Annotated in this window: 20 protein-coding genes; 6 read left to right on the forward strand and 14 right to left on the reverse strand. The window is 44.9% G+C overall.

The window, feature by feature from the left end; genetic code table 11:
- Nucleotide 1: 1 nt before the first annotated feature.
- From sucD to sdhC, 8 genes are all read right to left on the reverse strand, one after another.
- The gene (sucD, locus tag L0992_11685) at nt 2-874 is read right to left on the reverse strand and encodes a succinate--CoA ligase subunit alpha (protein ID XGB66374.1); all 873 of its coding nucleotides are present in this window, start codon (nt 872-874) and stop codon (nt 2-4) included.
- Nucleotides 874-2,040, reverse strand: a complete 1,167-nt coding sequence (gene sucC / locus L0992_11690) for an ADP-forming succinate--CoA ligase subunit beta (protein ID XGB66375.1) — start codon at nt 2,038-2,040, stop codon at nt 874-876. The genes sucD and sucC overlap by 1 nt, the downstream gene beginning before the upstream one ends.
- 206 nt (nt 2,041-2,246) lie before the next feature.
- A complete protein-coding gene (odhB, locus tag L0992_11695; protein ID XGB66376.1) occupies nt 2,247-3,455 on the reverse strand; it encodes a 2-oxoglutarate dehydrogenase complex dihydrolipoyllysine-residue succinyltransferase in 1,209 nt (402 codons plus the stop codon).
- 21 nt (nt 3,456-3,476) lie between these two features.
- Entirely contained in the window at nt 3,477-6,293 is a 2,817-nt protein-coding gene (gene sucA / locus L0992_11700) for a 2-oxoglutarate dehydrogenase E1 component (GenBank protein XGB66377.1), read from the reverse strand.
- A 97-nt stretch (nt 6,294-6,390) separates the two neighbouring features.
- Complete coding sequence (locus L0992_11705; protein ID XGB66378.1) at nt 6,391-7,104, reverse strand: succinate dehydrogenase iron-sulfur subunit; 714 nt, start codon at nt 7,102-7,104, stop codon at nt 6,391-6,393.
- A 12-nt stretch (nt 7,105-7,116) separates the two neighbouring features.
- Entirely contained in the window at nt 7,117-8,883 is a 1,767-nt protein-coding gene (gene sdhA / locus L0992_11710; GenBank protein XGB66379.1) for a succinate dehydrogenase flavoprotein subunit, read from the reverse strand.
- On the reverse strand, nt 8,884-9,231 hold the full coding sequence (gene sdhD, locus L0992_11715; protein XGB66380.1) for a succinate dehydrogenase, hydrophobic membrane anchor protein: 348 nt from the start codon (nt 9,229-9,231) through the stop codon (nt 8,884-8,886).
- A complete protein-coding gene (gene sdhC / locus L0992_11720) occupies nt 9,225-9,617 on the reverse strand; it encodes a succinate dehydrogenase cytochrome b556 subunit (protein XGB66381.1) in 393 nt (130 codons plus the stop codon). Before sdhC ends, sdhD begins: the two co-directional genes overlap by 7 nt.
- Before the next feature lie 416 nt (nt 9,618-10,033).
- On the opposite strand from sdhC, the gene L0992_11725 reads away from it, so the two are divergent.
- Nucleotides 10,034-11,323, forward strand: a complete 1,290-nt coding sequence (locus L0992_11725; GenBank protein ID XGB66382.1) for a citrate synthase — start codon at nt 10,034-10,036, stop codon at nt 11,321-11,323.
- Nucleotides 11,324-11,667: 344 nt separating this feature from the next.
- Here L0992_11725 and L0992_11730 read toward each other — a convergent pair whose 3' ends face one another.
- Entirely contained in the window at nt 11,668-12,426 is a 759-nt protein-coding gene (locus tag L0992_11730) for a Nif3-like dinuclear metal center hexameric protein (protein ID XGB66383.1), read from the reverse strand.
- Nucleotides 12,427-12,540: 114 nt separating this feature from the next.
- Between L0992_11730 and L0992_11735 the strand changes: the two genes are divergently transcribed.
- Nucleotides 12,541-13,299: a DUF1853 family protein gene (locus tag L0992_11735; protein ID XGB66384.1), complete on the forward strand. Its 759-nt coding sequence runs from the start codon at nt 12,541-12,543 to the stop codon at nt 13,297-13,299.
- A 124-nt stretch (nt 13,300-13,423) separates the two neighbouring features.
- Here the strand turns inward: L0992_11735 and pgm are convergent, their stop codons facing one another.
- Nucleotides 13,424-15,070 carry a phosphoglucomutase (alpha-D-glucose-1,6-bisphosphate-dependent) gene (gene pgm, locus L0992_11740; protein ID XGB66385.1) on the reverse strand — a complete coding sequence of 549 codons (1,647 nt, stop codon included), beginning with the start codon at nt 15,068-15,070 and terminating at the stop codon, nt 13,424-13,426.
- Nucleotides 15,071-15,162: 92 nt separating this feature from the next.
- Nucleotides 15,163-15,702: a replication initiation negative regulator SeqA gene (seqA, locus tag L0992_11745; protein ID XGB66386.1), complete on the reverse strand. Its 540-nt coding sequence runs from the start codon at nt 15,700-15,702 to the stop codon at nt 15,163-15,165.
- Nucleotides 15,703-15,795: 93 nt separating this feature from the next.
- On the opposite strand from seqA, the gene L0992_11750 reads away from it, so the two are divergent.
- From L0992_11750 to fldA, 3 genes are all read left to right on the forward strand, one after another.
- Nucleotides 15,796-16,557: an alpha/beta fold hydrolase gene (locus L0992_11750; GenBank protein XGB68729.1), complete on the forward strand. Its 762-nt coding sequence runs from the start codon at nt 15,796-15,798 to the stop codon at nt 16,555-16,557.
- 108 nt (nt 16,558-16,665) lie between these two features.
- Nucleotides 16,666-16,884 carry a DUF2788 domain-containing protein gene (locus tag L0992_11755; GenBank protein ID XGB66387.1) on the forward strand — a complete coding sequence of 73 codons (219 nt, stop codon included), beginning with the start codon at nt 16,666-16,668 and terminating at the stop codon, nt 16,882-16,884.
- Between the two features lie 58 nt (nt 16,885-16,942).
- The gene (fldA, locus tag L0992_11760; GenBank protein ID XGB66388.1) at nt 16,943-17,476 is read left to right on the forward strand and encodes a flavodoxin FldA; all 534 of its coding nucleotides are present in this window, start codon (nt 16,943-16,945) and stop codon (nt 17,474-17,476) included.
- A gap of 95 nt (nt 17,477-17,571) precedes the next feature.
- On the opposite strand, the gene L0992_11765 is transcribed toward fldA, so the two are convergent.
- On the reverse strand, nt 17,572-18,078 hold the full coding sequence (locus L0992_11765; GenBank protein XGB66389.1) for a DUF4442 domain-containing protein: 507 nt from the start codon (nt 18,076-18,078) through the stop codon (nt 17,572-17,574).
- Between the two features lie 207 nt (nt 18,079-18,285).
- Between L0992_11765 and fcrX the strand changes: the two genes are divergently transcribed.
- The gene (fcrX, locus tag L0992_11770; protein ID XGB66390.1) at nt 18,286-18,735 is read left to right on the forward strand and encodes a ferric iron uptake transcriptional regulator FcrX; all 450 of its coding nucleotides are present in this window, start codon (nt 18,286-18,288) and stop codon (nt 18,733-18,735) included.
- Between the two features lie 150 nt (nt 18,736-18,885).
- On the opposite strand, the gene glnS is transcribed toward fcrX, so the two are convergent.
- Nucleotides 18,886-20,553 (reverse strand): glutamine--tRNA ligase, encoded by a 1,668-nt coding sequence (gene glnS, locus L0992_11775; protein ID XGB66391.1) that lies wholly within the window; start codon nt 20,551-20,553, stop codon nt 18,886-18,888.
- 302 nt (nt 20,554-20,855) lie between these two features.
- Nucleotides 20,856-22,373 (reverse strand): N-acetylglucosamine-specific PTS transporter subunit IIBC, encoded by a 1,518-nt coding sequence (gene nagE, locus L0992_11780; GenBank protein XGB68730.1) that lies wholly within the window; start codon nt 22,371-22,373, stop codon nt 20,856-20,858.
- Nucleotides 22,374-22,457 lie beyond the last annotated feature (84 nt).

The following is a 22,457-nucleotide window of genomic DNA, read 5'->3' on the forward strand; positions in this document are numbered from 1 at the left end:
ATTACCAACCTGTGATTTCACGTAGGCCTTTACCGATGTCAGCAAGAGACTTAACTGTCTTAACGCCTGCTGCTTCTAGTGCCGCGAATTTATCTTCAGCAGTGCCTTTACCGCCAGAGATGATTGCGCCTGCGTGGCCCATACGTTTACCCGGAGGAGCAGTAACACCAGCGATGTAAGAAACAACTGGTTTAGTTACGTTCGCTTTGATGAACTCAGCCGCTTCTTCTTCCGCAGTACCACCGATTTCACCAATCATTACGATTGCTTCAGTCTCTGGGTCTTCTTGGAAAAGTTTTAGGATATCAATGAAGTTTGAACCTGGGATTGGGTCACCACCGATACCAACACATGTAGACTGACCAAAGCCTTCATCTGTTGTTTGCTTAACTGCTTCGTATGTCAGAGTACCTGAACGAGATACGATACCTACTTTACCCTTCTTGTGGATATGACCAGGCATGATACCAATCTTACACTCGTCTGGAGTGATAAGACCTGGACAGTTAGGACCGATCATGCGAACGCCAGTTTCTTCTAGCTTCACTTTAACGTCGATCATGTCTGTTGTAGGGATACCTTCAGTGATCGTTACAATCAGTTCGATACCTGCATCAATCGCTTCTAGGATTGCATCTTTACAGAAAGGAGCTGGTACGTAGATAACTGTTGCTGTTGCGCCAGTTACTTCTACTGCTTCACGTACTGTGTTGAATACTGGAAGGCCTAGGTGAGTTTGACCACCTTTACCAGGTGAAACACCACCAACCATTTGCGTACCGTATGCGATAGCTTGGTCTGAGTGGAATGTACCTTGACCGCCAGTGAAACCCTGACAGATTACTTTAGTGTCTTTGTTAATTAATACAGACATTATTTAGCCTCCGCAGCAGCAACAACTTTCTGAGCAGCATCTGTTAGAGATTCAGCTGCAATGATATCAACATCAGAATTAGCAAGTACTTCGCGACCTAGGTCTGCGTTAGTACCTTCTAGACGAACAACTACAGGAACTGTTACGCCAACTTCTTTAACCGCACCGATAATACCTTCAGCGATCATGTCACAACGAACGATGCCACCGAAGATGTTTACTAGTACAGCTTTAACATTGTCATCAGAAAGGATGATCTTGAATGCTTCAGCTACACGTTCTTTTGTCGCGCCGCCGCCTACATCAAGGAAGTTTGCTGGCTTACCGCCGTGTAGGTTTACGATATCCATCGTACCCATCGCAAGGCCTGCACCGTTAACCATACAGCCAACGTTGCCATCTAGTGCTACGTAGTTCAGTTCCCACTGTGCTGCGTGTGCTTCGCGCTCATCTTCTTGAGATGGATCGTGCATTTCACGTAGTTTAGGCTGACGGTACATCGCATTTGAGTCGATGTTGATCTTGCCGTCTAGACAAAGCAGGTTGCCTTCGCCAGTAATTACAAGCGGGTTGATTTCTAGTAGAGCTAGGTCGTACTGAGAGAACATTTGGCCAAGACCCATGAAGATCTTAACGAACTGTTTAATTTGATCGCCAACTAGACCAAGTTTGAACGCAAGTTCACGGCCTTGGTAAGCTTGAGGGCCCACTAGAGGATCGATCGCTGATTGGTGAATCAACTCTGGAGTTTCTTCAGCGATTTTCTCAATGTCCACACCGCCTTCAGTTGACGCCATGAATACAATTTTGCGCGTTGCACGGTCAACAACAGCACCTAGGTAAAGCTCGTTAGCAATGTTCGATGCTTCTTCAACTAGGATCTTTGTTACAGGCTGACCATTAGCGTCTGTTTGGTAAGTTACTAGTTTTTTGCCTAGCCACTTTTGTGCAAACTCTTTAACGCCTTCTTTCGTGTCATGTAGCTCTACGCCACCCGCTTTACCGCGGCCACCAGCGTGTACTTGACACTTAACGACTTTCTTGGCTGTACTGATACGACCTGCAGCTTCGAAAGCTTCTTGTGCAGTATCACATGCGAAACCTTCTGGTACAGGCAAACCGAATTCTGCAAACAGCTGTTTGGCTTGGTATTCATGCAAATTCATTTTGATATTCCGTTTATTTTCCCTTAAGGGATTATTATTTCCATAACGACACAGTTTCCTGTGTTACGTCTGTAGGGTCTTCTCAAATAAACTGCTGTCCATTTTCTAATGGCTTTACAGTTCAAGTGAAGGCCAGACGTTGAGCAGCCTAGCCTTTGAAACTTTTTACGTCTAGCTAACTGGGCTAACTAGACGTTTTAGCGATACTAAACGTCTAATAGCAGACGTGCAGGATCTTCTAGTAACTCTTTGATGGTCACTAGGAAGCCAACTGATTCACGGCCATCGATTAGACGGTGGTCGTAAGAAAGCGCTAGGTACATCATTGGTAGAATCTCTACCTTGCCGTCAACAGCCATTGGACGATCTTGGATTTTGTGCATACCCAGGATTGCCGCTTGAGGCGGGTTGATGATTGGCGTAGACATTAGAGAACCAAATACACCACCGTTTGTGATAGTGAAGTTACCGCCCATCAGCTCATCAACAGTTAGCTTGCCGTCGCGGCCTTTGATTGCTAGCTCTTTGATGCCTTTTTCGATGTCAGCGAAACCTAGTGTGTCACAGTCTTTCAGTACTGGAGTTACTAGACCACGTGGCGTTGATACTGCCATGCTGATGTCGAAGTAGTTGTGGTAAACGATATCTGTACCGTCGATAGAAGCGTTCACTTCTGGGAAACGTTTTAGCGCTTCTGTTACTGCTTTCACGTAGAAAGACATGAAGCCAAGACGCGTGTCGTGACGCTTCTCGAATTGGTCTTTGTACTGCTTACGAAGGTCCATGATTGGCTTCATGTTCACTTCGTTGAAAGTAGTCAGCATTGCTGTGCTGTTCTTCGCTTCTAGAAGACGATTTGCAACTGTCTTACGTAGGCGAGTCATAGGCACGCGTTTTTGGCTACGAGCTGCTGCTGGCGCTTCAACTGCTGGTGCAGATGCTGCTGCCGGAGCCGCTTTTGCTGCTGCTAGGTGTGCGTCGATGTCTTCACGAGTAATACGACCACCAACACCAGTGCCTTTAACGTCAGCTGGTTGTAGGTTGTGCTCTGCAAGCAAGCGACGAACAGCTGGGCTTAGTGCGTCGTTGCTCTCTTCTGTAAGAGCCGCTTTGTGGCGCTTATCAGGAGAAGCTTCTGTATCTTCAGTTGTATCTTTCGTTGGTTCACCAGCGACAGCACCCGGCTTGATTTTAGCCAGAAGCTGTTTAGAAAGTACTGTAGCACCTTCTTCTTCGATGATAGCTTCCAGAACACCCGCTTCAGGAGCCGGTACTTCTAGAACTACTTTATCTGTTTCGATATCTACAATGACTTCATCACGTGCAACCGCTTCGCCCGGTTTTTTGTGCCAAGTAGCAACTGTTGCATCAGCCACAGATTCAGGTAAATCTGGAACCAGAATTTCAATTGTCATGTGCGTATTTTCCTTTTACTTCTAGTTCTTAAGTAGGGTCAAAGCGTCGTCAACTAACGCTTTTTGTTGTTTCAAGTGTACCGACATATAGCCAACAGCTGGTGATGCTGATGCAGGACGACCTGCGTATTGAATATCAGCACCCACTGGGATAGCAGCTCGGAAATTATGTTGGCTACTGTACCAAGCACCTTGGTTTTGTGGCTCTTCTTGACACCAAACGTAATCGACTACATTCGTGTACTGTGCAATTGCAGCTCTCACGTCCTCGTAAGGGAACGGGTAAAGTTGCTCAATACGCACAATAGCGACATCGTCTTGCTCGTTCTTACGTCTTTGGTCAAGCAGGTCAAAGTAAACCTTACCTGAACAGAACACGACGCGTTTTACGTTCTCAGGAGCCAGATCATCAATTTCTGCGATAGCTGGTTGGAACGTACCTTCTGCCAAATCTTCAAGAGAAGAAGTACACAGAGGATGACGAAGCAATGACTTAGGTGACATTACGATCAGAGGACGACGCATTGGTCGAACAACCTGACGGCGAATCATGTGGTAAACCTGAGCCGGTGTTGAAGGAACAACAACCTGCATGTTTTGTTCAGCACATAACTGAAGGTAACGCTCAAGACGTGCAGAAGAGTGCTCTGGGCCTTGACCTTCATAACCGTGAGGAAGCAGCATAGTTAGACCACATAGACGTGCCCACTTTTGCTCACCTGACGAAATAAATTGGTCGATAACAACTTGTGCACCGTTTGCGAAGTCACCAAATTGTGCTTCCCAAAGGGTTAGACCGCTTGGCTCTGCTGTTGCGTAACCATACTCAAATGCCAGTACCGCTTCTTCAGACAATACCGAGTCAAACACTTGGAATGGCCCTTGCTTGTCATGGATGTTCGCAAGAGGAACATACGTGCTTGCATCTGATTGGTTATGCAGTACTGAGTGACGGTGGAAGAACGTACCACGACCAGAATCTTGGCCAGAGATACGAATACGCTTACCGTCATCAACCAGTGTTGCGTAAGCCAGAGTTTCAGCCATACCCCAATCGACTTGTTTCTCACCATTCACCATGGCAGTACGATCGTTGTACAGTTTATTGACTCGGCTTTGCAGCTTATGGCTGTCTGGGTATTGGCAAAGTTTGGTACCAAGCTCTTTCAGGCGCTCGATATCAATCTTGTTATCCCATTCGATGTTCCAGTCGTGACCTAGGTAAGGAGACCAGTCCACAGAGTGTAGTGCCATTGGGCGCCACTCTTTAACCACAACTTCACCGTGATCAAGTGCATCACGATATTCGTTAACTAGTTGAGTTGCTGTATCAATACCAAACTCACCGCGCTCCATTAGCACGTCAGCGTAAAGCTTACGTGGTGTTGGGTGCTTCTTGATTTTTTGGTACATCAGAGGCTGTGTTGCATTCGGCTCATCGGCTTCGTTGTGACCGTGGCGACGGTAACAAACCAAATCAATAACAACATCACGCTTAAACGTATTACGGTAATCCAATGCAAGACGCGCAACGAACGCAACCGCTTCTGGATCATCAGAGTTAACGTGGAAAATCGGAGCCTGAACCATCTTCGCGATATCAGTACAGTACATCGTAGAACGAGTATCGCGTGGGTTAGACGTTGTAAAACCGACTTGGTTGTTTACAACGATACGAACCGTACCACCTACACAGAAACCACGAGCTTGAGACATGTTGAACGTCTCTTGTACTACACCCTGACCAGCGATAGCTGAGTCACCGTGGATAGTAATTGGAAGTACACGGCTACCATCACTATCACCAAGGCGATCTTGACGTGCTCGTACTGAACCGATAACTACCGGGTTTACGATTTCTAAGTGAGATGGGTTAAATGCAAGTGCTAAGTGGACGTTGCCGCCTGGCGTTGCGAAGTCAGCAGAGAAGCCTTGGTGGTATTTCACATCACCAGTACCCCACGTGTCATCGTGCTTGCCCGCAAATTCGTCAAACAGGTCTTGTGGCTTTTTACCAAGCACGTTGACCAACATGTTTAGACGACCACGGTGAGCCATACCAACAACAACTTCACGCATGCCTTGTCCGCCAGCATGACGAATAATTTCTTTCGTCATTGGGATAAGCGCATCACCACCTTCCAATGAGAAGCGTTTTGCGCCTGGGAATTTCGCACCAAGATAGCGCTCAAGACCTTCAGCTGCAGTTAGCTCTTCTAGGAAAGCTTGCTTTTCTTCTTTATTGAAAGAGGGTTGACCAGATACAGACTCTAAACGTTGTTGAATCCAACGCTTTTGCTCTGTATTTGTCATGTGCATGTATTCAGCACCAATAGAACCACAATAAGTCTGCTTTAGAGATTTGTATAAATCTTTAAGTACCATCGTCTCTTGGCCAATCGCGTAAGAGCCGACGTTAAACGTCTCATTGAGGTCATCTTCGGTAAGAGTGTGGAAAGAAGGATCCAGCTCTTCAACTGTATCTCTTTTCCATAAACCTAGGGGGTCTAGATTTGCTGATTGATGCCCTCGGAATCGATAAGCATTAATTAGTTGCAGAACCTTTACTTGTTTCGCATCGACATCTGGATCACTAACTTGGACACTGTAATGCTTTGTTTCTTGAGCGAGTCGACGGAAGTATTCACGAACACGAGAGTGTGGTTGTTCCACTGTCTCTGAAGCTTGCACAGGCAGTTCTTCAAAAACACTTCTCCATTCGTCACTTACCGAATCTGGGTCACTTAGATACAGTTCATAGAGTTCTTCTACGTACGTTGCATTGGCGCCAGCCAAGTGTGAAGACTCGAGCCATGCCTTCATCACGCCGTTGTGCATATTTTCCCTTAACCAGTAGTTTTCACGTTTGCTGCGGTCTATGCCGAGCTATTAAAAGGCCGCCCCAAAACTTCTAGGGCGGCAATTTTTATATAACTTAAACCGAACGATTCACCAACATGGTCTTGATGTGACCAATAGCTTTCGTCGGATTTAATCCCTTAGGACAAACACTTACACAATTCATGATGCCATGGCAACGAAAAACGCTAAATGCATCATCAAGATCGGACAAACGTTCGTCTGTCGCTGTATCTCGGCTATCAATTAGCCAACGGTACGCTGCAAGTAGGCCTGCTGGTCCGATGAATTTGTCAGGGTTCCACCAGAACGATGGGCAAGATGTTGTACAACATGCACACATGATACATTCGTACAATCCATCTAAATGCGCGCGCTCATCAGGGCTTTGTAAGTTTTCACGTGCCGGTGGTACATTGCCATCAGACACTAAGAATGGCTTCACTTTCTCGTAGTTATCGTAGAACTGAGTCATGTCTACAATCAGGTCACGAACAACAGGCAGACCAGGCAGCGGACGAATCACAATCTTGTCTTGGCCAGAAAGCGCAGACAATGGAGTGATACAAGCCAGACCGTTTTTACCATTCATGTTCAAACCATCCGAACCACATACACCTTCACGGCATGAGCGACGGAATGAGATAGTTGGATCTTGCTCTTTCAACAGAATAAGCGCGTCCAAAAGCATCATGTCTGAACCTTCATCCACCTCTAGGGTGTATTCCTTCATGTAAGGCTTCTGGTCAACATCTGGGTTGTAACGGTATAAAGAGAAATTCAGTTTCATGGTCATATCTCCTTAGTACGTACGTGCTTTTGGTGGGAACGCTTCACGATGGATTGGCTCCATGTTTACACCACGCTTAGTCATGCTCTCTGACTCTGGGTTGTAAAGAGAGTGGCATAGCCATTGCTCATCATCACGGTCAGGGAAATCGAATCGAGCGTGTGCGCCACGGCTCTCTGTACGGAAGTTTGCAGCAACCGCTGTTGCGAATGCAGTTTCCATCAGGTTTTCAAGCTCTAGACACTCGATACGTTGAGTGTTGAACTCTGTCGACTTGTCAGATAGGTGTGCATTCTTCAGGCGCTCGCGAATCGCTTTAAGCTCTTCTAGGCCTTCAGCCATTGCTTTGCCTTCACGGAATACTGAGAAGTTATTCTGCATACATTGTTGAAGATCTTTACGGATTTGCGCTGGATCTTCGCCGTCAGTACTATTTTCCCAACGGTTGTAACGTTCTAGAGAACGCTCAATATCTGCTTCAGTTGCTGGTTTCGCTTCGTCTTGCTTCTTCAGAGTCTCACCTAGGTGTAGACCTGTTGCACGACCAAATACCACCAAATCAAGTAGTGAGTTACCACCTAGACGGTTTGCACCGTGTACTGATACTGATGCGATTTCACCACAAGCAAATAGACCTTGGATTTCAACATCAGTGCCATCTTCAGTTTGCTTAATAGCTTGACCAGAAACTTGTGTTGGAACACCACCCATCATGTAGTGACATGTAGGGATTACTGGAATTGGCTCTTTTACTGGATCAACGTGAGCAAAGGTACGAGACAATTCACATACACCAGGAAGACGAGATTCAAGTGTCTCTTTACCTAGGTGATCAAGCTTCAGCTTGATGTGTGGACCCCAAGGACCATCGCAGCCGCGACCTTCACGGATTTCAACCATCATTGAACGAGCAACTACATCACGACCTGCTAAGTCTTTAGCATTTGGTGCGTAACGTTCCATGAAGCGTTCGCCGTCTTTATTAAGAAGGTAACCACCTTCACCACGACAACCTTCCGTTACCAATACACCTGCGCCAGCGATACCCGTTGGGTGGAACTGCCACATTTCGATGTCTTGCATTGGAACGCCAGCACGAATCGCCATGCCAACACCATCACCAGTGTTAATGTGTGCGTTAGTTGTCGAAGCGTAGATACGACCAGCACCACCAGTAGCAAGGATTGTTGCCTTCGCTTTGAAGTAGCAAACTTCGCCCGTTTCCATACAAAGCGCAGTTGTACCTAAGATTGCACCGTCTTCGTTCTTAACAAGATCCAGTGCATACCACTCAGAGAAAACCGTCGTTTTGTGCTTAATGTTTTGTTGGTAAAGCGTATGAAGCAGTGCGTGACCAGTACGGTCGGCTGCAGCTGCGGTACGAGCCGCTTGCTCACCACCAAAGTTTTTAGATTGACCACCGAAAGGACGTTGGTAAATAGTGCCGTTCTCGAAACGAGAGAAAGGCAGGCCCATTTTTTCAAGTTCGATTACCGACTCAGGACCGTTTTTACACATGTATTCGATAGCGTCTTGGTCACCGATGTAATCAGAACCTTTAACGGTGTCGTACATGTGTTGTTCCCAATGGTCTTCGTGCGCGTTACCAAGAGCAACAGTGATGCCGCCTTGTGCTGAAACCGTATGAGAACGAGTAGGGAAAACTTTAGAAAGCAATGCACAAGATAGGCCTTGCTCAGAAATTTGCAGTGCGGCACGCATACCTGCACCACCAGCGCCGATAACTACGGCATCAAACTCACGAACAGGAATAGTCACTTACGCACCCCACAAAATAAACAGACCAGAGAAGAAATATCCAAGAAGAACTGCAACAACACCGACTTGAAGACCAACACGCAGTTTTGCACATTTGATGTAGTCAGTTAGTACTTGCCATAGGCCGATCCACGCGTGAACCAAAACAGAAGTAAGCGCTAACATGGTGAAGACTTTAGTGAAGGTTCCACCAAAGAATTGCGTCCAAGATGCGTAAGAGATATCACCAGAGAAAGCACAGAAGCTCACTAGGTAGATAGTGTAAAGAGTCATAATGATGGCAGTTGCACGAATCAGTAGATAATCATGAACACCATTACGACCAAAAGTAGAAACGTTGTTTACCATACTAAGATCCCCGCTAGTAGAGACAATACCGCCGTTGCTGCGAATGCAACCTTAGCGCTCTTAGCGCCAGATTCCAGCTCTTCAAAGTGACCTAAGTCCATAAGAAGGTGACGAATACCACCAGCAATGTGGTAAGCCAAAGCGGTTAGAATGCCCCACAGAATAAACTTCACGAAGAAACCGTCGACAATGTCGCTAGCTTCCATAAAGCCTACTGGGGATGAGAGGGAAGTGGATAGTAACCAAAGCAGAATTCCAATCGCGACAAAAGTTATCACCCCAGACACACGGTGTAGGATGGAAGCTATTGCAGTGATAGGAAAGTGGATGGTCTGTAAATCTAAATTAACAGGTCTTGTCTTTCTTTCTTTCACGGGCTTGCTCACTCAGCTCCATTGAGCATTATGGTCATTAAATAACCTTATGATATTGTTATGGACAAAATTTGATCGCAAACCTTCAAAATTTAACATTAACTTAACAAATAACTGAAGTTGAGCCTTAGATAATTGTAAAATAATTGTTAACTGCCAGATTAAGAAAGACACCTCACATTTCTTCTTAGCCTTGCATTTATAAGGTTTTAACCAAACTTTTCAGCGCCACTATACGGCTGGCAACATTCTAATACAATTGATGTAACAAATAATGCTACACAGACCAGATTTTTAACGAATTTAATGTAAAAAACACTAACAAGTGCACACAAAGCTGTAGAAAAATTGACTTTCCCACGTAAGACCAGTAAAAAAATGGCACATAAACATCCTGGACGGATTAATAATAAACAAAGGAGATTGTTATGGCGGATAAGAAAGCTACCCTTCACATTGAAGGTCAAGCGCCAATCGAGCTGCCGATTACGGAAGGTGTACTTGGTACTCCAGTGATCGATGTTCGTACACTAGGTTCTAATGGTTTTTTCACTTTTGACCCTGGTTTTCTTGCCACTGCATCTTGTGAGTCTCAAATCACTTTTATTGACGGTGGAAAAGGTATCCTTCTACACCGTGGTTACCCAATTGACCAACTTGCCAATAACGCTGATTACTTAGAAGTATGTTACATACTTCTTTACGGTGAAGCCCCATCTCGAGCTGAATACGAAAAGTTCAAGACTACCGTGACACGTCACACTATGGTGCATGAGCAGATTGCTAGTTTCTTCCACGGCTTCCGTCGTGATGCTCACCCTATGGCTGTAATGTGTGGTGTTGTAGGCGCTCTAGCGGCGTTCTACCACGACTCACTTGATATCAACAACGATACACACCGTGAGATTGCGGCTTACCGCCTGATTTCAAAAATGCCGACACTGGCAGCAATGTGTTACAAATATTCAATCGGTCAGCCGTTTATCTACCCACGTAACGACTTAGGCTACGCTGAAAACTTCTTACACATGATGTTTGCAAACCCATGTGAAGAGTACGAAGTGAACCCTATTGTTGCTCGTGCAATGGATAAAATCTTCACACTACACGCTGATCACGAACAGAACGCTTCAACGTCTACAGTACGTCTGTCTGGTTCATCTGGTGCTAACCCGTTTGCGTGTATCGCAGCAGGTATCGCATCACTTTGGGGCCCAGCTCACGGCGGCGCAAACGAAGCTTGTCTACGTATGCTTGAAGAGATCGGTAGCGTAGATAACATTGAAGAATACGTTGCGAAAGCAAAAGACAAAGATGACCCATTCCGTTTGATGGGCTTCGGTCACCGTGTTTACAAGAACTACGATCCACGTGCAACGGTAATGCGCGAAGCGTGTCACGAAGTACTGAAAGAGCTAAACATCCAAGATCCACTACTTGACGTAGCAATGGAACTTGAGCGTATCGCTCTGTCTGATGAGTACTTTGTTTCTAAGAAACTCTACCCGAACGTAGATTTCTACTCAGGTATCATTCTGAAAGCAATCGGTATTCCAGTATCAATGTTTACTGTAATCTTCGCGATGTCTCGTACTATTGGTTGGATTGCACACTGGAACGAAATGCACAGCGATCCGACAAACCGTATCGGTCGTCCTCGTCAGTTGTACACTGGTCAAGAGCAGCGTGATTTCCAAGCTCTACACGAGCGCGAATAGTAAAGTTTCAGATTTTCTAATCGAATGAAATCAAAAAGGGTTGATGTATTAACATCAACCCTTTTCTTTTATGCGAGATACGAGATACGAGATACGAGATACGAGATACGAGATACTCAACATTTTGAATCTCTATTACACCTTGTCAAAGGTACTATCGAAAAGATTCCCTACTCCTTCCTTCGTCAGTCTAGGGAATGACGATAGAAACGAACTATGCCGTCATCCCCGAGAGCGAGGGACGAGCGAGTTGGGGATCTCACGAAGCGTATAGAAAAACTTACGAAGTTCCCCAAAGGTTTAAGGGATACTCTCTAAACGTATCCCTAATCCCGCATCTGTTCTTAAACTGGATTGTCGATATCGATAAACTCAACATCCAAGCCGTGCTCTTCTGCTAACCACTCGCCTAGTGCTTTCACGCCATAACGTTCTGTCGCGTGGTGACCAGCAGCAAAGTAATGAATGTCTTGCTCACGCGCTGAATAGGTTGTGCGCTCAGAAATTTCACCAGAGATAAACGCATCGATACCTTGAGAGGCAGCAAGCTCAATGTAGTCTTGACCGCCGCCAGTACACCAGCCGACAGTCGTAATGATTTTGTCTTGATTTTCTGGAGCGATATGCAGTGGCTTACGATTTAGAACTTGGTCGATTTTTTCGGCAAACTCAGCACCTGTCATTGGTGTTTTCAACTTACCAAACATTGCAACCGATTGTGGGTGCCCTTCCAAGCCACCTTCTACTTCAATATCAAGCAGTTCAGCGAGCTTAGCGTTGTTACCGAGTTCAGGGTGGATATCGAGAGGTAAGTGATAACCTAACAGGTTGATATCATTCTTAATCAGAGTACGAATACGTTTGCCTTTCATGCCACGAATTGCCTCTGACTCACCTTTCCAAAAGAAACCGTGATGAACCAACAAAGCATCAGCGTTCAATTCTACCGCTTTATCAATCAGCGCTTGAGAAGCTGTTACACCAGTAACGATGCGCTTCACTTCAGAAGAACCTTCGACTTGAAGGCCATTAGGGCAGTAATCTTTAATCTGCTGTGGCTGCAATTTTTCGTTCAGTAGCTTTTCTAATTGTAAGTTATTCATTTTTATTTCCAGCTTACCTTTATAATAACGTCGTTATATCAATTTACGGGTAGAATGTCGAAAGCCCTGCCCTCTGTTTATTAAGAACAGATGACTAAAGTTTACGAGGAACCGATGACTGAACTGCAACGTTTTTACCAATGGGTGATTGGCTCACCACCACTACTGGAAATTAAGCCACCCATTTCTGATCTCGGTGCATTCTCAAGCCACCAAGCACTCGATACATCACACACTTATAATGGTAACCCTAGATTAGGCTTTCTCTACCAACACTTATGTGAACAAGTCATCGCTGCTTCGGATAATTATTCAATCAAGCACGATGAGATTCAGATTAATGTTGAGGGTAGAACACTAGGTGCTATCGACTTTATTCTCGAAGACGCGAACAACCAAAAGTTAGAACACTGGGAAGTCGCGATTAAGTTTTACCTACTTCATGAGCAGACATGGTTTGGCCCTAACTCTCATGATCAATTGGACAAGAAACTCGATAGAATGCTCAGCCACCAGCTTGGAATGTCATCTTCAGCCGCCTTTATTGAGCAGTATCCAGATATCGAGGTCGACTCAAAACACCTTCTGATGCAAGGGCGCCTATATACCAACCCATTCTTAAAGCAAAACGTACCTACTGCATGTTTAGGTTACGATATTAATCCAAGCCAAGTAAACGGTTTTTGGTGCTATCAAAACCAAGCTCATCTAATCACTGAAGCGCTCTACCCGCTCACCAAAGAACAATGGGCAGCTGGGACAGATGACTTCAGCGGTAAACCTATCAATGAGTTTGGTGATCGCTTTGTTCATGGACAAACCCAGTCTGGTCAATTCTGGTTTGTAATGCCGCAAAGCTGGCCACACGGCTAATCCATTCATCATTGAGTTGACTTAGTCTTAGCTGCTTACTTACTCACAGACAAATAAAAAGGGCTGATGCTTTCACATCAACCCTTCTTCTATTTACTTAGCAACTCTAGTAATCGAGATTCGATTATAGGCCCGCGGCTGCAAATACTTGATTAACAATCTCTTGAGCTTCTGCTTCAATTGCTTTTAGGTGCTCTTCACCTTTAAAGCTTTCACAGTAGATCTTGTAGATGTCTTCAGTGCCTGACGGACGAGCAGCAAACCAACCGTTCTCAGTTGTCACTTTAAGGCCACCAATCGCAGCGCCATTACCAGGAGCATGCGTTAAACGAGCAGTAATCGCATCGCCAGCAAGTGTTTCAGCAGAAACCATCTCTGGAGACAGCTTCTTCAGCACGTCTTTTTGTGCGCCATTTGCTACCGCTTGAATACGGTTGTACTTAGATTCGCCGTGTTTAGCAGCAAGCTCTTCGTAGTACTCTTGTGGGTTCTTACCCGTTACCGCTGTGATCTCAGCCGCAAGTAAGCAAAGAATTAGGCCATCTTTATCTGTTGACCAAGGCGTTCCGTCTTTACGTAAGAAAGATGCACCCGCACTCTCTTCGCCACCGAAACCAAACTGACCATTGTATAAGCCATCAACGAACCATTTGAAACCAACTGGCACTTCACAAAGTTCGCGACCTAGGTCAGCAACAACACGGTCAATCAATGCACTTGATACCAGTGTTTTACCAACAGCAACGTCTTGACCCCAACCTTCACGGTTACGGTATAAGTAGTCGATACAAACTGCTAGGAAGTGGTTTGGATTCATTAGGCCTTTTGGCGTCACAATGCCGTGACGATCGTAATCAGGGTCGTTACCAAACGCTAGTGCATACTCGTCTTTAAGAGCCAGTAGGCCTGCCATCGCGTATGGAGAAGAACAGTCCATACGAACCACGCCATCTTTATCTAGAGACATGAATTGGAAAGAAGGGTCAACCGCTTCACTTACCAAAGTAAGATCTAGGTTGTACGCTTTACCAATTTGGCGCCAGTAATCAATACCGCTGCCACCCAGTGGATCTACACCAATCTTGATGTTTGCTTTCTGGATCGCTTCCATATCAACCACGTTAACCAAATCAGCAACGTATGGAGCAACCAGATCCACTTCTTTCACTAACTCAGACTGTTTAGCCTGTGCGATAGGAGTGCGCTTAACACCTTGCATTTGCTCAGCAATGATCACGTTCGCACGGTCTTCAATCGCTTGAGTCAATTCAGCTTCAGCAGGACCACCGTGTGTCGGGTTGTATTTAATACCGCCGTCTTGTGGTGGGTTATGTGAAGGCGTGATAACAATGCCGTCAGCTTTTTTATCATTCACTAGGTTGTGCGTAAGAATCGCGTGCGAGATACCCGGTGTTGGAGTAAAGCCATTGTTTTCTTGAATAATAACTTCAACACCGTTCGCTACAAGCACTTCGATAACCGTAGAGAACGCAGGCTCAGATAGAGCGTGAGTATCTTTACCTAAGAAAAGTGGGCCTGTTGTACCCTGCTCGGCACGAACCTCAGCAACCGCTTGTGCAATCGCTAGAATGTGGTTTTCGTTAAATGTTGATTTGTCTGCTGTACCACGGTGACCTGAAGTACCGAACAGTACTTTGTGATTTGGGTTGGTAGCATCCGGTTGCTGTAAGAAATAGTTAGCCACTAAAGCCGGAATATTATGAAGATCTTCCTGCTGAGCTTTTTGCCCAGCACGAGGGTGCATAGCCATTTTTCGACATCCTTATATATAAAATTAAAAAACAAAAAAACCTCATAATATCTTCTTATCCATGGATATTATGAGGTTTAAATCAGATTTCGTTAAATTGAACCTGTTACTTTTTCTATCAATTCTGCTTGGAAACTCATGCGGCTCATAAGCTGCTCAACCATCTGTCTTTTACGGCTTGTATTGTTATTAGTAATAACCCAAAAAGGACTTTGTGGAATAGCTTTAGGCTTAGTGGTGTTACCGTTTGCTAGCAACGTCGCTTCGTTGTCTGCAAAGTAAACACGCTTACGGCCTTTTACTTGAGTTGCTTCTGAAAAGCTTAAAGGGTCGATTTTATGCAGTGTTGATAACACAAGCATGAAACGATCAATGGCTTTCTTTAGTGATGCAAACTCATCTGATATTAGTAGTGAGCGCATTTCTTTAACGCCATCGAATTTCTCTGGAGTAAAGCCTACCTCTTTGCTAACAACGATACCTTTTGGCTCAACGATCTCTTCGATCGGAACCATGCCTTGGCTATCAACCTGTAACAAGCGGCGCAGAATATCTGAAGCGCTTTCGCCAATACGTTCTGTCTGACCCGCAATAAAACGGTATAGGTCCTCATCAACCTCAATTGTTTTCATTCGCTTTTCACAATCTCAATGTTTAAACTCTGGGGGATTATAGCGAGATCCGCGCGGATACTCTACGTCAAACCCACCATGAATAAGATAAAAATGTCAGTACAGCTCAACTATAAAATTGAAGGTGAGGGTCACACCATTGTTTTGATCCATGGATTATTCGGTAATCTGGACAACCTTGGCTTGCTCGCTAGGGATCTAAAAGCCGATCATCAAGTGCTTAGTATCGATCTACGTAACCACGGCCAATCTTTCCATAGTGACACTCACAACTATCAAGCGATGGCACAAGATGTGGCTCAACTACTGAATGATCTTGAGCTAGAAGATGTGACTGTGATTGGTCACTCTATGGGTGGCAAAGTCGCGATGGCACTCACTCAACATCTCGAACTGCGTAAGTTGGTTGTATTGGACATGGCACCGGTTGCGTACACTCAGAGCCGCCATGATAACGTATTCGCTGGCCTGCAAGCCGTGATAGAGGAAAAACCAGTTTCTCGCTCCGAAGCACTTAAAGTACTCGCAAAACATATTGAAATAGACGGCGTTCGCCAGTTCTTGACCAAATCTTTGTTTAAATCAGAGCAAGGCGTCATGGAGTGGCGCTTTAACGTCGCATCCCTACTCGCAAATTACGCACACATCATTGGCTGGGAACCGATCGACAAAACCTCGGTCAAAACCTTGCTAATAAAAGGTGGGAACTCTGACTATCTCACGGCTGAACACCAAACCGCGGTTCAGCAGCAATTTTCTAACGCAAAGGCGCACGTCATTGCGAATACGGGTCACTGGCTACACGCAGAAAAGCCAGCAGAAGTACTCAGAGCAATTCGAAAATTCATCGCTTAAGCGCGCTTTTTCATGCAGATAAATGAGAGCTGAGTAATCACTGCACATTAACTTTATCTCGCAACAGTGATATAGTGCGCCCAAGCAAAATTGGTATATAAGGTTCCCATGCTTTACGACTACATGAACATCATTGAATCTGTTGGTTTAGATCTCCTATTTGCCGCGATTTTCTTTTTAATCGGTATGGCAATTAAGGACGTTCTCAAGCAAGGAAATGTTCCTCCATTTGGTCGTCGCATTGTGTGGTTAGTACTTTTCCTTGGCTGTGCAGGTTTTATCGCCAAAGGGATAATCCAACTAAGCTGGGAAGGAACCGGGATCTAACGATTCCCTTCCGAACTTTATTACACCGACAACAGACAAAATGAAAGGTAATGATTCTATGGCAAGTGTAGGTCTCTTCTTTGGTAGCGATACAGGTAACACTGAAGCTGTTGCTAAGATGATTCAAAAGCAATTGAGCAAGCAGCTCGTTCACGTTCAAGACATTGCAAAAAGCAGCAAAGAAGATATCGATAACTTCGATCTACTGCTGCTTGGTATCCCTACGTGGTACTACGGCGAAGCACAATGTGATTGGGATGACTTCTTCCCTGAGCTAGAAGCTATTGATTTCTCAACTAAGCTTGTTGCTATCTTTGGTTGTGGCGACCAAGAAGATTACGCAGAATACTTCTGTGATGCTATGGGTACTATCCGTGACATCGTTGAAGCGAAAGGCGGTACTATCCTAGGTTACACATCAACTGAAGGCTACGAATTCGAAGCATCGAAAGGTTTAGTTGAAGGCGATGACAGCCAATTCGTTGGTCTATGTATCGATGAAGATCGTCAACCTGAGCTAACTGATGAGCGTGTATCTAACTGGGTTAAACAAATCCACGAAGAAATGTGCCTAGCAGAGCTAGAAGACTAATTCTCTAGCGGTTGTTAATTGTTACAATTAATGACAACTATGTAGATATGAAAAACCTCCTTTTGGGAGGTTTTTTGCTATTCAATGGTGACCAATTAGCACTCAGCTTCTAGTACTTCGTCATCATCTCTAAATTGGGGCTTCTTTCTTACATAAAGCGTACGCTGAATTTCTGATACCACATTTCCCTGCTTATCTTTCACATAGATAATAAACTCAGGAAAACACTTCTCACCGAGCTGTGTCTGACGATAGATCTCATCCAGTTGCCCTTGGCTTATTTCGAAATCGGCATACAAGTCAGATTGACCAGGTTTGATAAAATTAATGCTCGCTTCCTTGTCCCAAACATAATATCGCTCACCCAAAATTCCCATTAACATCAATGAGTAAACCGGATCCGTCAGGGAAAATATGCTGCCGCCATATTGAGTACGATTGGCATTTTTGTTCCACCAACGTAGCTTGAGCACTGTCTTTACTACCCTGAAGTCTGAACTTATATGCGCTATCTTAATGCCCGCTCCCCAGAACGGAGGCCAAATATTAAGAGCGAATTTTACGATGTTTGGTTTGTATATTTTTGCAAGTTGCTTATTCATAACAACATTCCGTGTTCATATTAGAATTACCGCCACCTTGACTGGTCGTACCTCCACTATAAGTGAGATACTTCCAATTTACAAAACAGATTGTGATGTCGATTAGTAACCCTTTGAAGTTCGTGGTTTATTGTTATGCCTGACTAAACTATAATGGTATTAATATTGAATTCTGTTAATTGCTGCAGATCATCAACAGGAAAGTATATGTCAGACAATAATCAAGCGCTAAAAGATGCTGGTCTTAAAGTGACCCTCCCAAGGCTCAAAATTTTAGAAGTATTACAACAACCAGACTGCCAACATATTAGTGCTGAAGATTTATATAAAAAGCTGATCGACCTAGGTGAAGAGATCGGACTTGCGACCGTTTATCGAGTATTAAACCAATTCGATGACGCTGGCATTGTAACTCGCCACCACTTCGAAGGCGGTAAGTCTGTATTTGAACTTTCAACACAGCACCACCACGATCACCTAGTATGTCTAGATTGTGGCGAAGTTATCGAATTCTCTGATGACATCATCGAAGAGAGACAGAAAGAAATCGCAGAACGTTACAACGTGAAACTGACTAACCACAGTTTATACTTGTACGGAAAAAGTATTACCGGAGATTGCAAAGGTAACCCTGACGCACACAAACCGAAGAAGTAATACTGAACGCTGGCTTAGGCCGGCGTTTTTTATATGGTCACTACATAAGTACGATTCTCCAACGCTTACCCCATATTATTCAGACACAAAAAAACCGGCTCTAGGCCGGTTTTTTCTTGGGTTGCTTTTAACAAGCTAAGCACTCAAGCATTAAGCTTCAGTTTTACCCCAAGTATCGCGTAGACCAACCGTACGGTTGAACACTAGCGCGTCTGCTTTAGAGTCTTTCGAATCTACGCAGAAGTAACCTGTACGTTCAAACTGGTACGCTTGCTCTGCTGCACCTTCCGCTAGGCTAGGCTCAACAAAACCGTTTAGCGTAACAAGCGACTCAGGGTTAAGCGTTGCTGCAAAGTCATCAGCTGCGGCTGGATTTGCCACAGTGAATAGACGATCGTAAAGACGAATCTCAGCAGGTAATGCTTTATCAGCAGATACCCAGTGGATAACACCTTTCACTTTACGGCCATCTGCTGGGTTCTTACCTAGTGTTTCGTTGTCGTAAGAACAGAAGATAGTCGTAATGTTGCCTTCCGCATCTTTCTCGATACGCTCAGCTTTAATCACGTAAGCACCACGTAGACGAACTTCTTTACCTAGAACCAAACGCTTGTATTTCTTGTTTGCTTCTTCACGGAAGTCATCACGCTCAATCCACACTTCGCGAGTAAACGGTACTTCACGAGTGCCCATTTCAGGTTTGTTCGGGTGGTTAGCAATCGTTAGTGTCTCTACTTGATCCGCATCGTAGTTTTCAATCACGATCTTAACTGGATCCAGAACGGCCATTGCACGAGGTGCATTTTCGTTCAGATCGTCACGGATACAAGATTCAAGTGAACCGAATTCAATCATGTTCTCTTGTTTAGTCACACCGATACGCTTACAGAATTCACGGATAGACGCAGAAGTGAAACCACGACGACGTAGGCCAGAAATAGTAGGCATACGTGGGTCATCCCAACCTTGAACTAGGTTTTCAACCACAAGTTGGTTCAGCTTACGCTTAGACATCACTGTGTATTCAAGATTCAGACGGCTAAACTCGTACTGACGAGGTTGGCAATCGATCGTGATATTATCTAGAACCCAATCGTACAGACGACGGTTATCTTGGAATTCAAGCGTACAGATAGAGTGTGTAATACCTTCTAACGCATCAGAGATACAGTGAGTGAAGTCGTACATTGGGTAAATGCACCACTTGTCACCCGTCTGATGGTGGTGAGCAAAACGAACACGGTAGATAACAGGATCGCGCATCACCATGAATGAAGAGCTCATGTCGATCTTAGCACGCAGACACGCTTTACCTTCTTCAAAGCCACCATCACGCATTTTTTCAAATAACGCTAGGTTCTCTTCTGGGCTACGGTCACGGTACGGGCTCGCTTTACCTGGCTCTCTTAGCGTGCCACGGTATTCACGGATCTGCTCAGGACTTAGCTCGTCAACGTACGCTAAGCCTTTATTAATTAATTCCACAGCATAAGCGTAAAGCGTATCGAAGTAGTTTGATGAGTAACAAATGTCACCAGACCATTCAAAGCCTAACCAGCTTACATCATTCTTAATTGACTCAACGTATTCAACGTCTTCTTTTTCAGGGTTTGTATCATCGAAACGAAGATTACATTGTCCCTGGTAGTCCTGAGCAATACCAAAATTCAAGCAAATAGATTTAGCGTGGCCAATGTGCAGGTAGCCGTTCGGCTCCGGCGGGAAACGAGTATGCACGCTACTGTGTGTACCATCCGCTAAATCTTTATCGATAATTTGGCGAATGAAATTCGATGGACGAGCCTCAGCTTCACTCATCTATAGCACCTCTATGTATTTAGTATTGTCAGAGAAAGTTATCTTTCATCTCCAAGAAAACGGACGCTTATAGCGCAAGTCAAAGATAGAAAGATCATTGTTGCTAATCATCCACAATTCTTCGCCTTTGCACAATAAGAACCGTCCGTTAATTGCGATTATTTCTGCTATTCGATGAAGAATAGAACGAACCGTGTTCGCTGGCCTTAAACGGCAGGCACAAAAAAGCCTCCCATGTGGGAGGCTTTCAATTTGAAACTTACTTAAGAGTAACTTTACGTCTTAGTTAAGTACTTCCCTTACTATGGAAGTTTTACATCAGATAGGTCTTCACCTGCACCGATAGCTTTCATTTCGCCAGCTACGATTTCAGCTAGTGGGCCTAGGATAACCTGAAGGTTGTTTTCACCTAGTTTAACCACACCTTTAGCACCTAGTTTCTTAAGAACAACTTCATCTGCAACAGAGCGGTCTTTAAGAGTTAGACGTAGACGAGTGATACAAGCGTCGATTGAAGTTAGGTTGTCGTGACCACCTAGAGCTTTCAGGTATTGACGTGCAAGGTCGCCTTTTGGAGCTTCACCAGCAGGAGCTGCAGCAGCTTCATCATCATCTTCACGACCTGGCGATTTCAGGTTGAAAGCGCGGATTGCGAAAGAGAAAGTGAAGAAGTATAGAGCACCGAAGCCTAGACCGATTAGTAGAAGTACGAATGGTTTAGTTGCTAGACCCCAGTTCAATACGAAGTCGATTAGACCAGCAGAGAAACCGAAACCGTGCAGAGTACCAAACATGTTAGCAACTACTAGAGACAGACCAGTAAATACAGCGTGCATTGCGTATAGAGCAGGAGCTAGGAATACGAACATGAATTCTAGCGGCTCTGTGATACCTGTTAGGAATGAACAGAATGCTACTGAGAATAGTGCGCCACCAACTTGGCTGCGTTTTTCAGCAGGAGCAGCTAGGTACATTGCAAGTGCAGCACCTGGTAGACCGAACATCATTACAGGGAAGAAACCGTTCATGAATACGCCAGCGCCTTTATCGCCACCGAAGAAACGGTGTAGGTCGCCAGATTTAACTGTTTCAGTCACTTCTTTAACTACAGTAGTAATTTCTGGAGTTACAGAGTTAGCGAATGTGAATGTGTGCTCTTGGCCAACAACTAGAGTTTTAGCTAGTGATGGGTCAACACAAAGTTGAGTGATGTTAGCGAATGCGCCTTGACCAGCAACGATGATTTCTTGACATGTACCCATACCGAACCAGAAGTATGAGTTCAATACGTGGTGTAGACCTACAGGGATAAGTGCACGGTTAAGAGTACCGTAAACGAATTGACCGATAGCGCCAGACGTTGATACTGCGTGAGCCAGTGCGTCTAGACCAGATTGAACACCAGGCCAAACCACACCAGACACAGCACCTGCAACAAGTGCAAATAGACCAGCCATGATAGGGACTAAACGTTTACCCGCGAAGAATGCCAGCCACTCAGGAAGGCGTGTAGCGTGGAAAGCGTTGTAAGAGTGACCTGCGATGATACCTGCGAAGATACCGCCGAAGAATGACATGTTAACGTCTGCGTTAATTGTCGTTGCTGTAGCTGTTAGTACGAAGTAAGCAACTGCACCAGCAAGACCTGCTGCGCCGTTACCGTCTTTAGAAAGACCAATCGCGATACCTAGACCAAATAGCAATGGTAGGTTACCGAAGATAGCACCACCAGCTTGCGCCATAAATGGAATATCAAGTAGATCGCCTTGACCTAAACGTAATAGAAGCGCCGCAATCGGAAGCGTTGCGATAGGTAGCATTAATGCCTTACCCAGCTTCTGTGCATATCCTAGAATATTCACCAGTTGTTTCCCCCTATAGGATTTTTTAGAATTCGTTTGAGA

This window comes from Vibrio pomeroyi, from assembly GCA_041879425.1.
Lineage (GTDB): Bacteria > Pseudomonadota > Gammaproteobacteria > Enterobacterales > Vibrionaceae > Vibrio > Vibrio pomeroyi_A.

Bases quoted from the DNA above. Each gene is read 5' to 3' on its own strand.
- fldA (XGB66388.1), top strand. From the start codon at position 16,943: ATGGCAAGTGTAGGTCTCTTCTTTGGTAGCGATACAGGTAACACTGAA.
- sucC (XGB66375.1), bottom strand. From the start codon at position 2,040: ATGAATTTGCATGAATACCAAGCCAAACAGCTGTTTGCAGAATTCGGT.
- sucA (XGB66377.1), bottom strand. From the start codon at position 6,293: ATGCACAACGGCGTGATGAAGGCATGGCTCGAGTCTTCACACTTGGCT.
- L0992_11735 (XGB66384.1), top strand. From the start codon at position 12,541: ATGACTGAACTGCAACGTTTTTACCAATGGGTGATTGGCTCACCACCA.
- nagE (XGB68730.1), bottom strand. From the start codon at position 22,373: ATGCTACCTATCGCAACGCTTCCGATTGCGGCGCTTCTATTACGTTTA.
- seqA (XGB66386.1), bottom strand. From the start codon at position 15,702: ATGAAAACAATTGAGGTTGATGAGGACCTATACCGTTTTATTGCGGGT.
- sdhD (XGB66380.1), bottom strand. From the start codon at position 9,231: ATGGTAAACAACGTTTCTACTTTTGGTCGTAATGGTGTTCATGATTAT.
- L0992_11705 (XGB66378.1), bottom strand. From the start codon at position 7,104: ATGAAACTGAATTTCTCTTTATACCGTTACAACCCAGATGTTGACCAG.
- glnS (XGB66391.1), bottom strand. From the start codon at position 20,553: ATGAGTGAAGCTGAGGCTCGTCCATCGAATTTCATTCGCCAAATTATC.
- L0992_11755 (XGB66387.1), top strand. From the start codon at position 16,666: ATGCTTTACGACTACATGAACATCATTGAATCTGTTGGTTTAGATCTC.
- L0992_11725 (XGB66382.1), top strand. From the start codon at position 10,034: ATGGCGGATAAGAAAGCTACCCTTCACATTGAAGGTCAAGCGCCAATC.
- L0992_11750 (XGB68729.1), top strand. From the start codon at position 15,796: ATGTCAGTACAGCTCAACTATAAAATTGAAGGTGAGGGTCACACCATT.
- L0992_11765 (XGB66389.1), bottom strand. From the start codon at position 18,078: ATGAATAAGCAACTTGCAAAAATATACAAACCAAACATCGTAAAATTC.
- L0992_11730 (XGB66383.1), bottom strand. From the start codon at position 12,426: ATGAATAACTTACAATTAGAAAAGCTACTGAACGAAAAATTGCAGCCA.
- fcrX (XGB66390.1), top strand. From the start codon at position 18,286: ATGTCAGACAATAATCAAGCGCTAAAAGATGCTGGTCTTAAAGTGACC.
- pgm (XGB66385.1), bottom strand. From the start codon at position 15,070: ATGGCTATGCACCCTCGTGCTGGGCAAAAAGCTCAGCAGGAAGATCTT.
- odhB (XGB66376.1), bottom strand. From the start codon at position 3,455: ATGACAATTGAAATTCTGGTTCCAGATTTACCTGAATCTGTGGCTGAT.
- sucD (XGB66374.1), bottom strand. From the start codon at position 874: ATGTCTGTATTAATTAACAAAGACACTAAAGTAATCTGTCAGGGTTTC.